Origin of the sequence: Flavobacterium silvaticum (assembly GCF_012911565.1) — a bacterium.
GTDB classification, from domain to species: Bacteria; Bacteroidota; Bacteroidia; order Flavobacteriales; family Flavobacteriaceae; genus Flavobacterium; species Flavobacterium silvaticum.
This window is the reverse complement of record NZ_JAAMPU010000099.1, coordinates 19,185-33,955: the sequence shown is the minus strand read 5'-3', so window position 1 is coordinate 33,955 and position 14,771 is coordinate 19,185. Positions and strand designations below refer to the sequence as shown.

The 14,771-nt window shown below is 43.9% G+C and carries 10 protein-coding genes; all 10 read left to right on the top strand.

What is annotated here, in order from left to right; translation table 11 throughout:
* Positions 1-140 precede the first annotated feature (140 nt).
* Positions 141-1,178 carry a LacI family DNA-binding transcriptional regulator gene (locus tag G6047_RS03865; RefSeq protein ID WP_169526165.1) on the top strand — a complete coding sequence of 346 codons (1,038 nt, stop codon included), beginning with the start codon at positions 141-143 and terminating at the stop codon, positions 1,176-1,178.
* A 207-nt stretch (positions 1,179-1,385) separates the two neighbouring features.
* Positions 1,386-2,915 (top strand): MFS transporter, encoded by a 1,530-nt coding sequence (locus G6047_RS03860; protein WP_169526164.1) that lies wholly within the window; start codon positions 1,386-1,388, stop codon positions 2,913-2,915.
* On the top strand, positions 2,915-3,571 hold the full coding sequence (pgmB, locus tag G6047_RS03855) for a beta-phosphoglucomutase (protein ID WP_169526163.1): 657 nt from the start codon (positions 2,915-2,917) through the stop codon (positions 3,569-3,571). Before G6047_RS03860 ends, pgmB begins: the two co-directional genes overlap by 1 nt.
* Positions 3,572-3,725: 154 nt before the next feature.
* Complete coding sequence (locus G6047_RS03850) at positions 3,726-6,038, top strand: glycoside hydrolase family 65 protein (protein WP_169526162.1); 2,313 nt, start codon at positions 3,726-3,728, stop codon at positions 6,036-6,038.
* A 56-nt stretch (positions 6,039-6,094) separates the two neighbouring features.
* The gene (locus G6047_RS03845; protein WP_169526161.1) at positions 6,095-6,520 is read left to right on the top strand and encodes a hypothetical protein; all 426 of its coding nucleotides are present in this window, start codon (positions 6,095-6,097) and stop codon (positions 6,518-6,520) included.
* Between the two features lie 25 nt (positions 6,521-6,545).
* Positions 6,546-8,471: a glycoside hydrolase family 13 protein gene (locus tag G6047_RS03840; protein WP_169526160.1), complete on the top strand. Its 1,926-nt coding sequence runs from the start codon at positions 6,546-6,548 to the stop codon at positions 8,469-8,471.
* A gap of 131 nt (positions 8,472-8,602) precedes the next feature.
* A complete protein-coding gene (locus tag G6047_RS03835) occupies positions 8,603-10,258 on the top strand; it encodes an alpha-amylase family glycosyl hydrolase (RefSeq protein WP_169526159.1) in 1,656 nt (551 codons plus the stop codon).
* A gap of 21 nt (positions 10,259-10,279) precedes the next feature.
* On the top strand, positions 10,280-10,954 hold the full coding sequence (locus G6047_RS03830) for a glycerophosphodiester phosphodiesterase (RefSeq protein ID WP_169526158.1): 675 nt from the start codon (positions 10,280-10,282) through the stop codon (positions 10,952-10,954).
* A complete protein-coding gene (locus G6047_RS03825; RefSeq protein ID WP_211165374.1) occupies positions 10,951-12,162 on the top strand; it encodes a BaiN/RdsA family NAD(P)/FAD-dependent oxidoreductase in 1,212 nt (403 codons plus the stop codon). The genes G6047_RS03830 and G6047_RS03825 overlap by 4 nt, the downstream gene beginning before the upstream one ends.
* Before the next feature lie 71 nt (positions 12,163-12,233).
* Positions 12,234-14,768 (top strand): choice-of-anchor L domain-containing protein, encoded by a 2,535-nt coding sequence (locus tag G6047_RS03820; RefSeq protein ID WP_169526157.1) that lies wholly within the window; start codon positions 12,234-12,236, stop codon positions 14,766-14,768.
* The last annotated feature ends 3 nt before the right edge of the window (positions 14,769-14,771 follow it).

The following is a 14,771-nucleotide window of genomic DNA, read 5'->3' as shown; positions in this document are numbered from 1 at the left end:
CTTAAACGGCTTTCTACAAGGGTCGCGCAAACGTTTTCGTGTTGAAAACTTTCCAGTATTTACACGTTACCACATAGTTAAATTAGCATTTTCCCAATATTTCTTACCTAAATTATCTATCTGTCAATTTTCCTTATTTAATGAAGAGAAAAATCACTTTAAAACAAATCGCTAAAGAACTTGATGTTTCCATTTCCACAGTTTCCAAATCACTCAAGGACAGTCCGGAAATCAGCGAAGACACCAAGCTTAAAATCCAGGCTTTCGCACGCATGTATAACTACAAGCCGAACAATATTGCTTTAAGCCTTAAAAACCGTAAGACAAAGACTATTGGAATCATCATCCCTGAGATTGTTCACCATTTTTTCGCAACAGTCATCAGCGGAATCGAACAGGTCGCGAATGAAAACGGATACAATGTAATCATTTGTCTTTCAGACGAATCTTTCGACAAGGAAGTCATCAACATGGAAATGCTGGCAAACGGAAGCATCGACGGCTTTATCATGTCACTTTCAAAGGAAACCCAGTTAAAGGCCGATTATCATCACATTACCGAAGCCATCAATCAAGGAATGCCCGTGGTGATGTTCGACCGTGTTACCAACGACATCCTGTGTGACAAAGTCATCATCGACGACAAAAAAGCCGCTTACGATGCCGTTCAGGATCTTATAGACAAAGGCATGAAGAAAATCGCCCTTGTCTCGACCGTAGATTATGTGAGCGTGGGCAAGTTGCGTACAGACGGCTATGAAAAGGCACTTTTGGACAATGACATTCCGTTTAACAAGAATCTCATTATTAAAGTGGAAGACATGGATCATTGCGGGGAAGCGATTGAAAAATTATTGCTGGACCGGGCCATCGATGCTGTTTTCGCCGTCAACGAACTCTTTGCCGTCATCGCCATAAAAGCGGCCCACAAAATGGGGCTTAATGTACCGGAAGACTTATCTGTCGTTGCATTTACAGACGGCATCATCTCCCAATTCTCAACTCCTACCATTACGACCGTCAGCCAGGACGGAATCAAGATGGGGCGCAAAGCCGCAGCCATGCTTATTGACCGCCTCCAAAAAGAAGAAGCCGAGGAAGAACATGAAGAACACGAAGAGCACTATCGCACGGAAGTCATTGAGACGCATCTCATAAAACGAGATTCCACGAAATAGTGGATTATTTGTTTTTATTTATTCGCTGCGCTTCATACAGTTCGGCTATGCCTCAAGTGCTATTATTATCAGGCCGAATTGAATAAAAAATAATAATGAAAATAAAAAATACTACATTTGCCCCAATTATCAAGGCAAGTTCCTGACTTCGAAAACCAGACGAGTTTTGATAAGCACAGCGCTTATCGTATCCTTTAACTTACGATAATGGAAAAGCGTAGATTAAGTTTCTGGGAAATCTGGAACATGAGTTTCGGTTTTTTGGGAATCCAGTTTGGGTTCGAATTACAGAATTCAAACATCAGCCGCATCTTCGAGACGCTTGGCGCAAATAAAGACGAAATCCCTATCCTGTGGATTGCAGCTCCTTTTACAGGTCTTGTTGTACAACCAATCATTGGCTATCTTAGCGATAGAACATGGCACCATTACTGGGGTCGTCGGCGTCCGTTTTTCTTTATGGGGGCTGTTTTGGCAAGCATCGCATTATTTATAGTCCCGAATTCACCAACGCTGTGGATAGCTGGCGGAATGCTCTGGATTTTGGATGCGTCCATCAATATTTCAATGGAACCTTTTCGTGCGTTCGTAGGTGACAAATTACCGCCGGAGCAACGGACATCAGGGTTTGCAATGCAAAGTTTTTTCATTGGAATAGGATCTGTAATTGCGGCAATCCTTCCGTGGGTCTTCACAAATTGGCTCCATTTCAGTAATACAGCGCCCGCAGGTGAAATCCCGGAATCGGTAAAATGGTCCTTCTATGTTGGCGGTTTTGCATTTCTGTCCGCAGTAATGTATACTGTTTTCACCACTAAGGAATTCCCTCCTGAAAGTATTGAAGCATTGAGAAAGGAACGCAAGGAAACCACATTTTCCCAAGCGCTTAAAGAAACCTTCGGCGGCATCTTCAAAATGCCAAAGACCATGAAACAGCTTGCTTTTGTGCAGTTTTTTACCTGGTTTGCACTTTTCTCCATGTGGATATATGCTACCAATGCGGTTACATCTACCAAATATAATATGCACATCAGTCCGGAGCTGTTCGCCAAGGCCGAATCTTTTGCTAAAGAGAAAAAAGCCGACAACATAAAAGACAGCAAGCAATTAAAATCGCTTCAAAAAGATTTTGAGGAAATCCGAAAATTCGGGAACCTTAGCAATCCGGTGATTTCAGTAAACATCGCAAATTATTTTGCCGACGGGAATTTTAAGGAATTTACACAAAGCAAGGCCGAATTCAAACGTGTCCAACAAGAATATAACGATGGAGCGGACTGGCTTAATGTGTGTTCTTCGGTACGTAACGGTGTGGCAGCTTTATTCGCATTCATTATTCCACTTATAGCATTCCGTACCAACCGCAAGATCACTCATGCTATTTGCCTTGTTATAGGAGGTTTAGGACTGCTGTCGATTTATTTCATAACCAATCCGACACTTATTGTAGTATCAATGGGAATGGTTGGTGTGGCATGGGCCAGTATTTTGTCAATGCCTTATGCCATGTTATCCAACGCACTTCCGGCAAATAAAATGGGTTATTACATGGGCGTATTTAATTTCTTTATCGTAATACCTCAAATTGTGGCTGCCAGTATACTTGGCTATTTCACAATCCACATTTTCAACGCCGATACCTTATTGACAATTGTCTTGGGTGGCTGCTCGATGATTCTTGCCGCCGCACTCACACTGATTGTAAAAGATGATGGCGATAACAAAAAAACTGTTTGATGAAAAAGAAAGCATTTATTTTCGATCTCGACGGAGTCATCGTAGACACGGCCAAGTATCATTTCCTGGCGTGGCAGAAAATTGCAGATGAACTCGGGATTGCTTTTACACCGGAACACAACGAGTTGCTTAAAGGTGTAAGCCGAGTCCGTTCGCTTGATATCATCCTTGAATTAGGCCATGCCACGGCTTCACAGGCGGACAAAGACAGATGGCTTAAAGAAAAGAATGACGATTATCTGTCGTACATAGAAAACATGGACCGCAATGAGATACTTCCGGGAGTCATGCATGTCCTGAAGCATCTGAAAGAACAGAATCAACCAATTGCATTGGGTTCAGCGAGCAAGAATGCACGCCCGATTCTTGAAAAGACCGGAATCTTATCGTATTTCGATGTGATTATCGATGGAAACGATGTGACGAACGCCAAACCGGATCCGGAAGTTTTTCTATTGGCAGCAAAAAATCTGACTATCGATCCGGCCGATTCCATCGTGTTCGAAGATTCAGTTGCGGGAATCGAAGCCGCGAACATTGGCGGAATGACGAGTATTGGAATCGGCGATGAAAAGATACTGAATAAGGCACAGTATATTTTCCCCGATTTTGTCCATATCGATTTAAGCTTTATCGATATGCTGATTAAAAAATAATCCGTCAGTGACTCTGTAACTGTAATACTAAACTAAAGTCCTTCGGGAAACCGAAACGAAATCATCATCAATCAAAATCATCTGTAACCTCAAAAAGTAAGATGCAGCGCCACCTCTCGCCCGGCATCTGACCTTTGAAAAAAATTTTAAGACAATGCATCAGGATTATATAAAACCAGATAACTGGTCCATCATAGAAGAAGGGTTTGACCGCGACCGGGTCGAGTCCAGCGAAAGCTTGTTCAGCATAGGAAACGGAGCTATGGGCCAACGCGCTAATTTCGAAGAAAAATACAGCGGCCACACGTTTCAGGGAAGCTACATTGGCGGTGTTTATTACCCGGACAAAACCAAAGTGGGCTGGTGGAAAAACGGATATCCGGAATATTTCGCCAAGGTATTGAACGCCCCGAACTGGATTGGGATCGACGTTGAGATAAACGGGGAAAGCCTTGATTTGAATTCGGTCAGGGACGTCCGCAATTTTCGACGTGAACTGAATATGAAAGAAGGCTGGTACAACCGAAGCTTTTCTGCCACGCTCCAAAACGGACTCGAAGTATCGGTTAACGTACTTCGTTTCTTAAGTATGGATCTTGACGAAGCCGGAGCGATCAAATTCGATATCATACCTGTGAATGGTAACGCCCAGATCACCTTCAGGCCTTATGTAGATGCCGGCGTACAAAATATGGATGCGAATTGGGAAGAGAAATTCTGGGAGCCGATCTCGGTTGCTTCAGATGCCAATTCCGCTTTTGTGACCGCGCGTACTTTCAAGACACATTTTACGGCGACGACGTTCATGCAGAATGCGGTTTTCGTTGACGGGAATTTACAGCAAATGGTTCCGTCCGACATCCAGAAATCCGGAGATAAAATACAGTTTACGTATACGGTCGATGTGACTAAAGGACAATCGGCATCCATCGAAAAAATCGGCGGATACACCTCGTCCATGAATCATTCCGATACGGTAACTGCTGCAGCTGAAGTAGTCAAATCTGCGAATGCAAAAGGCTTTAACGGATTGTTGTCTGACCAGAAAAATGCATGGGCAAAAATCTGGGAAATGAGCGACATTACCATTGATGGTGACGTGAAAGCCCAGCAAGGCATCCGATTCAATATCTTCCAGCTCAACCAGACGTATTCAGGAAAAGATTCACGTCTTAACATCGGGCCTAAAGGATTTACCGGAGAAAAATACGGCGGCTCGACCTATTGGGATACGGAGGCTTATTGCATTCCGTTTTACATGGCGACAAAGGATCAGCAAGTGGCAAGAAACCTGCTGACTTATCGTTACAATCAGCTCGACAAAGCGATAGAAAATGCGGCAAAGCTTGGATTCAACAATGGTGCGGCTTTGTATCCGATGGTAACCATGAACGGTGAAGAATGCCACAACGAATGGGAAATCACGTTCGAGGAAATCCACCGTAACGGCGCGATTGCTTTTGCCATTTTCAATTACGTACGATACACCGGCGATTACAGTTATGTTCCGGAAAAAGGGCTTGAGGTTTTGATTGGGATTGCGCGTTTCTGGCATCAGCGGGCTACGTGGTCGACTGCGAGGAATCAATATGTAATCCTTGGCGTGACCGGCCCGAACGAATACGAGAACAACGTCAACAATAACTTCTACACGAACTATCTGGCCAAATGGTGCATCGATTATTGTGTAGAACAACTTGAGAAAGTGAAGGACGAATTTGCATCTGACCACAATCGGATCCTTTCCAAAGTAAATCTCGACGAGGTTGAAATTGCTAAGTGGAAACAGGTCGCCGATAAGATGTATTTTCCGTTTTCGGAAGAGCACAATGTGTATCTGCAGCAAGATGGTTTTCTCGACAAGGAACTGATTAAGGTTCACGATCTCGACAAAAGCCAGCGCCCGATAAACCAGAAATGGTCGTGGGACAGAATCCTTCGTTCACCCTACATCAAACAGGCCGATACATTACAGGGATTTTATTTCTTCGAAGACCATTTTTCAACCGAAGAACTCGAACGTCACTTTGATTTTTATGAGCCTTTCACGGTCCATGAAAGTTCGTTATCGCCTTGTGTACACAGCATTCAAGCCGCAGTTTTAGGCAAAATGGATATGGCTTACACGTTTTATTTACGTACTTCCCGACTCGATCTTGACGATTATAACAAAGAGGTTAAAGAAGGCTGTCACATCACTTCGATGGCCGGAACGTGGATGAGTATTGTGGAAGGTTTCGGCGGAATGCGTGTCAAGGATGGCCAGCTTCACTTCACTCCGAGAATTCCGGGGGAATGGGACGGCTATAGCTTTAAGATTAATTTCCGCGGACAGATACTGAAGGTTTCCGTAGCCAAAAACCAGACGAGTTTTGCACTCGAAAGCGGCGATAATTCGGAACAGATAACCGTTTTCATGAATGGAAATGCTGTTACTGTTGAACCTGATGGGGTGGTTGTAATTTAACATTTTCGGCAGAAAAAGTGTAAAAGCCATAGAACGTTTTACACTTTTTTTGTTTCATGGAGAAACGGAATACTTTAGGAGCTGAGAAAATATATTTTATTTCCCAAAGTGGAAATAACGAGGAATTGATTTTTCCAAAGACGGAAAATGAAAGCTATTTTATCAGGTTGATGGAATATCATATTCAGAAAATCGGGAATATTTTACATTACGATTTAAAATCGAACAGAGTCAGACTAATCATAAGGATCAAACCTGAGAGTGAAATCCCTGAACAGTATCGAAAAAGAATTCATCAACCAATCTCTAATCTTTTTAATGCTTATACCAAAGCATTAAATAAATATACCGGCAGATCAGGAAGTCTTTTTGTGAAAAATTTTGAAAGAAGGACTATATGGACCTCTGAACAATTGGAAATTGAAGTGGAAAAAATTTATTCAGCAAAAATGAGCAAGAAAAAATTGTCGAGAAAAAAATAATTGCGCCTGTCAAAATTTAACATCCATGAAACGTTTTTTTCATTACCATAGACCTTCCAGGTTTAATAAACCTTCCAGAATTATAAAACCTGCCGCGATTATTAATCCTGGAAGGTTTTTAACACTATTCATTTGTCTCACCTTTCTCAACTCATCCTCCGCCCAACCCCTCAAAACCGAACCCCCATTCTGGTTCTCCCAAATGCATAACCCCGAACTCCAAATCATGTTCTACGGGCCAAACATTTCCAAATACAACGTCACGGTTTCGAACAACATCCCAATCACATCAATAGCAAAGACAGAAAATCCAAATTATATTTTCGTCACTATCGACACCAAAAATGTCCCGCCATCACAGCTGATATTTTCTTTCATCGACGGTAAGAAGACAGGATTCACCCAAAAATACGAACTCAAGGCCCGCCGCAAAGATTCCGCGTTGCGAAAAGGATATGATTCATCCGATGCACTTTACCTTATCATGCCCGACCGTTTCTCAAACGGAAATCCGGCAAACGACAACACATCTGATACATCTGAGAAATCAAACCGAACCAATGATCACGGCCGTCACGGAGGCGACATCCAGGGAATCATCAACCATCTCGATTACTTGGAATCACTGGGCATAACTACAGTCTGGAATACGCCGCTTTGCGAAGACAATGACCCGCGCGGTTCCTATCACGGCTATGCACAATCTGATTTATATAAGATCGATCCCCGCTATGGGACGAATGAGGATTATCTCAAACTTTCATCGGAACTACATAAGCGAAAAATGAAACTGGTGCTCGATTACGTCACGAACCATTGGGGCGCCGAGCATTGGATGATCAAGGATTTGCCTTCATACGACTGGATCCATCAGTTTCCGGGATATGCCCAAAGCAACTATCGCATGACGACCCAATTCGATACGAATGCATCTGACATCGACACGAAATATTGCGTCGACGGTTGGTTCGTAAAGTCAATGCCTGATTTGAATCAATCGAATCCATTAGTTCTGAATTATCTCATACAAAACGCCATCTGGTGGATCGAATATGCAGATTTAGATGGATTTCGCGTCGACACTTATTCCTACAACGACAAAGAAGGCATATCGAAATGGACTAAGGCGATACTCGACGAGTATCCGTACTTCAACATCGCCGGCGAAGTCTGGATGCACGACCAGGCGCAAATGGCGTACTGGCAGCGCGACAGTAAAATCGGGGCGATAGAAAATTACAATTCCCATTTGCCGACCTTGATGGACTTTACGCTGCACGATGCCATTTCCCAGGCTTTTTCAGAAGACAATCCGAGCTGGGACAAAGGCATGATCCGGATTTACGAGAATTTCACGAATGACTTTTTATATCCCGACATCAATTCGATTTTGGTATTTGCCGAAAACCACGACACCCAACGGTTCAACCACATTTACAAAAATAATCTTGCCAATTATAAAATGGCGATGGCACTAATTGCAACAGTCCGAGGCATTCCACAACTGTATTACGGAAGTGAAATTGGCATGGCGGGCGATAAGGACAAAAAAGGCGACGGCGATATCCGACGGGATTTTCCGGGCGGATGGATTGGCGACTCCCAAAATGCTTTTTCAGATTCCGGACGCGATGCCACACAAAAGGAATTCTTCGATTACACGTCGAAATTATTCAACTGGAGGAAAGCAAAATCAGTAATCCATTCCGGAAAGACCAAACATTACATTCCGGAAAACAATGTGTATGTGTATTTCAGATACGACGATTTCGATACTATAATGGTCATCATCAACAACAGTGCATCGGAACAAACCACCAAGACAGAGCGGTTCGCCGAAAGCATCAAATCGTCCAAAACCGGAACCAATATCATCACTGGAAAAAGCATCGAACTGAACCAAAACATAACCATCGCTCCAAAAACAGCTTTGATCCTAGAATTGAAATAGGACAAAAATCCTTATTTTCGGAGGCCGTACCTGATGGAAATCGTACAAAATGAAATGTGTCGGTTAAAAATCAAACGACCGAAATTTCGTACCTTTCGCTTCCGACAGACGGCGTAAATTTTTTTGAATCAATGAAAAGACATATCGCCGCATTTGCCGCTTTACTTACCATGAGCACCGCAACGATCGCACAAACCAAGGCACAACCAAAACCTGAAAAATCAGCGTTTATCTGGGAAGGAGCCAATCTCTATTTTTTACTTACTGACAGATTCAACAACGGAAATCTATCCAACGATGTCCATTTCGACCGAAACAAACCTACCGGAAAACTGCGTGGTTTTGAAGGTGGCGACATTAAAGGAATCACAGCGAAAATACACGAAGGCTATTTTGACAAACTCGGCATCAATGCCATTTGGCTGAGCCCGATTGTGGAGCAGATACATGACGGAGTCGACGAAGGTTCCGGATTTACCTATGGTTTCCACGGATACTGGACACGCGACTGGTCACAACTCGACCCGAATTTCGGCACGGAAAAAGACCTCGTCGAAATGATTGAAATGGCACACGCACACGGCATACGGGTTTTGCTCGACGGCGTCATGAACCATACCGGCCCGGTCACTCCGACAGATACCGTGTGGCCGGATGATTGGGTTCGGACAGGACCAAATTGCGATTACAAGACCTACGATAATACTACAGCATGTACACTCGTAACCAACTTGCCTGATGTATTGACCGAAAGTAATAACGAAGTCAAACTGCCGGATTTCCTTATCGAAAAATGGAAAAAAGAAGGCCGGTATGACCAGCAAATGAAAGAGCTTGATGACTTTTTCAAAATGACAGGTTATCCGCGTGCCCCGAGGTATTACCTCATCAAATGGCTTACGGATTACATCCGCAAATATGGAATCGATGGCTATCGTTGTGATACAGCCAAGCACATTGGCGAAAGCGTGTGGGCCGAATTCAAGACACAATGCAATATCGCATTCGCCGATTGGAAAAAAAGAAATCCTGAAAAAGTACTCGACGACAATGATTTCTACACCATAGGAGAAGTTTATGGCTACGGGATCGATGGCGGAAAATTTTATGATTTTGGAGACAGGAAGGTCAATTATTTCGAGAACGGCTTCAACAATCTCATCAATTTCCAGTTCAAATGGGATGCTAAGAACGACTACGAAACCATTTTTGCAAAATACTCGGACAAGCTCAACAACGAACTCGAAGGCAAAAGCGTGCTCAACTATATTTCTTCACATGATGATGGTGAACCGTTCGATGCCAAACGCGAAAAGGGTATTGAAGCCGGAACCAAGTTATTGTTAAGCCCCGGGATTTCCCAGATTTATTACGGTGATGAAACCGACAGAAGCCTGGTCGTAGAAAGAACGATTGGAGACGCGACATTGCGTTCCAACATGAATTGGGACGAAATCAAAGCCGATCCTAAAAAAGCCGAAGTCCTGGCACATTGGCAAAAACTAGGGAATTTCAGAAAAAAACACGTTGCTATCGGAGCGGGCGTGCATCACAAAATCGCCGATGCTCCTTATGTTTTCAGCCGTGGCTTTGACAATGGCAAGGTAAAAGATCGGGTCGTAATGGGATTGGACATGCCAATGGGTGTCAAAAAACTCAAGGTTTCCTCTGTTTTCAAAGATGGGACTGTTTTGCGCGATGCCTATTCAGGGAAACAATCTACTGTGAAATATGGGTATGCGACCATCGATTCTGAATTCAACTTCGTACTTCTCGAACTCAAATAATTAACGATTATCTTTGCCGATGTGAAAAAAATCGCACATCGCGGCGCAAAAGGCCACACTTCTGAAAACACAATCGCGGCGTTTGGAATGGCTATCGATATGGGTTCCGATGGCATCGAACTGGACGTCCATTTATCGTCAGATGGCGAACTGATTGTATTCCACGACGAAACGACCGACAGGCTCACAGGACAATCCGGACACATCGAAAGTTTCGATTCCAAAGCGATTGCAGCATTGAATGTAGACGGCCTCCATCCTATTCCGACGCTTCGGGAGGCACTCGATTTCATCGGAACCAACTGTTTTATAAACATTGAATTGAAGACCGAAAAAACAGTCGTACCTGTCATTGAATTACTGACAGATCTGGTTTCAAACGGAGCCGATTACAATCAATACCTGGTTTCCTGTTTCGATTGGAGCGCACTTCAGTACATTCACGATAAAATGCCACAGATTCCGCTCGGCGTGCTTACGGAAACCGACCTGGATCTCGCCATCGGCTTTGCCAAAACCATAAAAGCGACTGCAATCCATCCGTATTTTCATCTGCTTACAAGAGAGAATGTCACCAATATGCAACAACTCGGCTTCAAGGTTTACACGTGGACCGTCAATGAATTTGAGGATTTGGAACGAATGAAATCTTTTGGAGTCGATGGCATCATAACCGATTTTCCCGACAGATTATGAAACAGTACGATGTCATCATAATCGGGGGCGGCGCTGCGGGTTTTTTCACGGCGATAAACACGGCTCAAATCAACCCAAAACTCAAAATCGCAATCTTTGAACGCGGAAGGGAAGTACTGACCAAAGTGCGTATTTCTGGCGGCGGACGCTGTAATGTGACCCATGCCTGTTTTGAACCGAACGAACTTGTCAAATTCTACCCAAGAGGCGAAAAAGAACTGCGCGGCCCGTTCCACACTTTTTGCTCAGGCGATACGATCGAGTGGTTCGAAAAACGGGGCGTCAACCTGAAAATCGAAGAAGATGGACGTATGTTTCCGGTCACCGATTCATCCCAAACCATAATAGATTGCTTTATAACTGAAACCCAAAAATACGGTATCGAAGTGTTGACCGGACAAAGCGTGCAATCCCTTTTTCATGCTACTGACGGATGGAAAATCGAAACCCCGCAAGACCAGTTCAAAGCATCCAAAATCCTTATCGCAGCCGGAAGCAACCCAAAAATCTGGGACATGCTGCACGAACTCGGACACACGATTGTGCCTGCCGTTCCATCTCTTTTTACATTCAACATAAACGATACTCGAATCAAGGATTTACCCGGCGTTTCTGCCCAGGCATCAGTTATGGTGAACGGAACAAAACTCGAAGCGAGCGGCCCATTGCTGATTACACATTGGGGAATGAGCGGCCCGGCGATATTGAAATTATCGGCTTGGGGTGCGCGGATACTGGCCGATAAAAACTATCAGTTCGGGATTACCGTCAACTGGTTAGACCATGCGGATTCAGAAGAAGCCGAAACGATTTTGAAGTCGATAAAATCAGATCAGCCCAAAAAATCGGTAGGTTCAAAATCTCCGTTTGGGTTTCCGAACCGGTTGTGGGAAAGCATCGTGAAATCGGCACAGATCTCATCTGAATTGAAATGGGCCGATATGAATAAAGCACAATTGCAGGCACTTGCAACGGCATTGACATCGGCCAAATTCAGCGTAAATGGCAAAAGTACGTTCAAGGAAGAATTTGTGACCGCAGGCGGAATCGATCTAAAGGAAGTCAATTTCAAGACGATGGAAAGCAAGCTGCTTCCCGGGATTTTCTTTGCCGGTGAAATACTTGATATCGATGCGATTACGGGCGGATTCAACTTCCAGAATGCGTGGACTGGCGGATTCATCGCGGCCAAATCCCTGTCGATTTAACATTTCTTTTGGAAACAGGATTTATGTATATTTGAGTTTCAGGCACCTAACTCCAATACAAATCCGTACCGATGAAAAAAATTACGTTGTTGCTGGTCCTAACGGCTTTTCAGACACTGGCTGTAATTGCAGCAAATTCCAAGGAAGACACTCATTTTGCCCTCACACTGCTTTGCCCGGAACCGACTAATGTATCGGCTTTACTCCTTCCGGATGGCACGAACGCCCAGATAAGCTGGCAGGAGAACGGGTCGGCGACCCAATGGTATATTGAAGTAATTGTGACCGATGCATTGGGAAATACAAATATCTCGACGTATTCCTCAACCCAGACCGACTTTACGGTAAGTAATGTTGCTCCGAACAGCAATGTATCTGTTCGTGTCAAATCTGTTTGTATGCCCGCCGAGGAAAGCGACTGGTCGGCCCCGGTAACCTTCAATACTCCGGCTACACCATCATCCAATTTCATCAGTACCAATACCACCACTTTTACGCCCCAGCAATTGGTAAGCGACATACTGATCAACAATCCGTGTTTCGTGACCAGCAACGTAACAGCGAATGGATTCTCTCCAAATGCGAATTCGAGTATAGGATATTTCACGAATGCGGGCAGTAATTTCGACATGACTTCCGGAATTATCATAAGCACCGGAAAAGTCACGACGGCAACTGGACCTAATACTACAGAGCAATGGAATTCTTCTGGCTTGGGATCTGATCCGGATCTGGATGAACTTGCAAGCAATTCCGGCGCTATGCAATCACTACATGATGCGGCGACACTCAGCTTTGATTTCGTGAGCCAATCCGATTCGTTTTCATTCAATTTCATTTTTGCTTCGGAAGAATATGGAACATACCAATGTAATTATGGAGACATTTTCGGTTTTTTCCTGAAAGACCTTACCACCGCAGATCCTACGGTTAACCTGGCGGTAGTTCCGGGAACGATGACTCCGGTATCTGTACTTACTATCAGGAATTCCGATAACAACCCGGGCTGCCCCAGTTCAAACCCTGATTTCTTTGGATCGTACACGGCTAATGCCTCTCCTGAGGGTCAATTGTCAGCTACTAATTTCAACGGATTGACAACCAAAATGACGGCTTCATCTTCGGTAATTCCGGGACATGTATATCGCATTAAGCTGGCTATTGCGGATTATGGCGACACTATCATGGATTCGGCTGTGTTCATAGAAGAAGGAAGTTTCCAGTCCGGTTTGCCCGAATGCAACGACCGTATCAAAATACAGGCTTTTGTTGACACCAACAGCAATGGATCAAAAGAAGAAGACGAACCGTATTTCAACCAGGGTTCTTTTTCGGTAGAACAAAATAATAGCGGAATTGTTGACCAGGTCTATGCTCCGACAGGAACGTATACGCTCTATGAAAGTAATCCTTCCAATACCTATGATTTTGGGTATGTCATGAATCCATCTGTCGCCGGTTATTACACTGCAACTCCGGTACTTTTTAACGACGTAAATATTGTTTCCGGCAGCGGAACCACAACATTGCTTTATCCGATCACTCCGGTATCGAACGTTACCGATTTTGGTATTTTCATGACTAGTCCGTTTTCTCCGGCTAAACCTGCTTTGGAATATACCAAACTGATTACGGTGACCAATTTCGGGCAAACCACGGCATCGGGAACAGTCACTTTTACAAAAGATGCATTGACTACCCTAACAGATTTGCCTTTCGGAACCCAAACCGCAACAGGTTTCACCTATACGGTATCTGATCTGGCGCCTTTGGCATCGATACAAATTCCGGTAGGTTTATTGGTTGCCGATGTACCTGCGGTAGATATGGGCGATGTCCTGTCAGCAACGGCTTCGATAAGTGTTTCTGGCGACAATACTTTGGCCAACGACACATTCACCGGAAATGATGTGGTCGTGAATTCCTTCGACCCGAACTCAATCGAAGAAACGCATGGACCGGAAATCCCGATTGCCGGTTTTGTGCAGGAAAGCTATCTGTATTACACAATCCATTTCCAGAACCTCGGAACGGCACATGCGAATAAAGTTCGTGTAGAATCTATTCTTGATGGAAAATTGGATTCATCGTCCATAGAACTTATCGGCTCAAGCCACAATTTCGAACTGATCCGGAACGGTGCTTCACTGACCTTTATTTTTAACCCTATTTATTTGCCGGGCGTATTCGAAAGTGAAGATGCGAGCAAGGGTTATGTCACGTATCGTATCCGGACAAAACCCGGAATCGAAGCAAATGACATCATTCCGGCTAATGCTGCCATTTATTTTGACACGAATGCGGCAATTGACACGAACACCTGGAACACGGAATTCACGGTCGATTTATCTGTGGCCGACTCTCAAAATTCAACCGTGAAAATCTATCCGAACCCGGCAAAATCAGTAGTCAACGTCAACATCGGAAATAACCAGATTGATGAAGTTTCCATTTACGATATTGTCGGAAAAAAGGTCTTGCAACTCCAAAATTCCGCTTCGGATAATTTCACCATAGATGTTTCTAAATTATCCGTCGGATTATATATGATTGAATTATCAAATCAAGGCAAAAAAATATCTTCACAAAAACTGATTATCCAGTAAAAA

Coding starts and splice junctions, on each gene's coding strand:
- G6047_RS03840 (WP_169526160.1), top strand. CDS start 6,546: ATGAAACGTTTTTTTCATTACCATAGACCTTCCAGGTTTAATAAACCT.
- G6047_RS03865 (WP_169526165.1), top strand. CDS start 141: ATGAAGAGAAAAATCACTTTAAAACAAATCGCTAAAGAACTTGATGTT.
- G6047_RS03835 (WP_169526159.1), top strand. CDS start 8,603: ATGAAAAGACATATCGCCGCATTTGCCGCTTTACTTACCATGAGCACC.
- G6047_RS03845 (WP_169526161.1), top strand. CDS start 6,095: ATGGAGAAACGGAATACTTTAGGAGCTGAGAAAATATATTTTATTTCC.
- G6047_RS03850 (WP_169526162.1), top strand. CDS start 3,726: ATGCATCAGGATTATATAAAACCAGATAACTGGTCCATCATAGAAGAA.
- G6047_RS03820 (WP_169526157.1), top strand. CDS start 12,234: ATGAAAAAAATTACGTTGTTGCTGGTCCTAACGGCTTTTCAGACACTG.
- G6047_RS03860 (WP_169526164.1), top strand. CDS start 1,386: ATGGAAAAGCGTAGATTAAGTTTCTGGGAAATCTGGAACATGAGTTTC.
- pgmB (WP_169526163.1), top strand. CDS start 2,915: ATGAAAAAGAAAGCATTTATTTTCGATCTCGACGGAGTCATCGTAGAC.
- G6047_RS03825 (WP_211165374.1), top strand. CDS start 10,951: ATGAAACAGTACGATGTCATCATAATCGGGGGCGGCGCTGCGGGTTTT.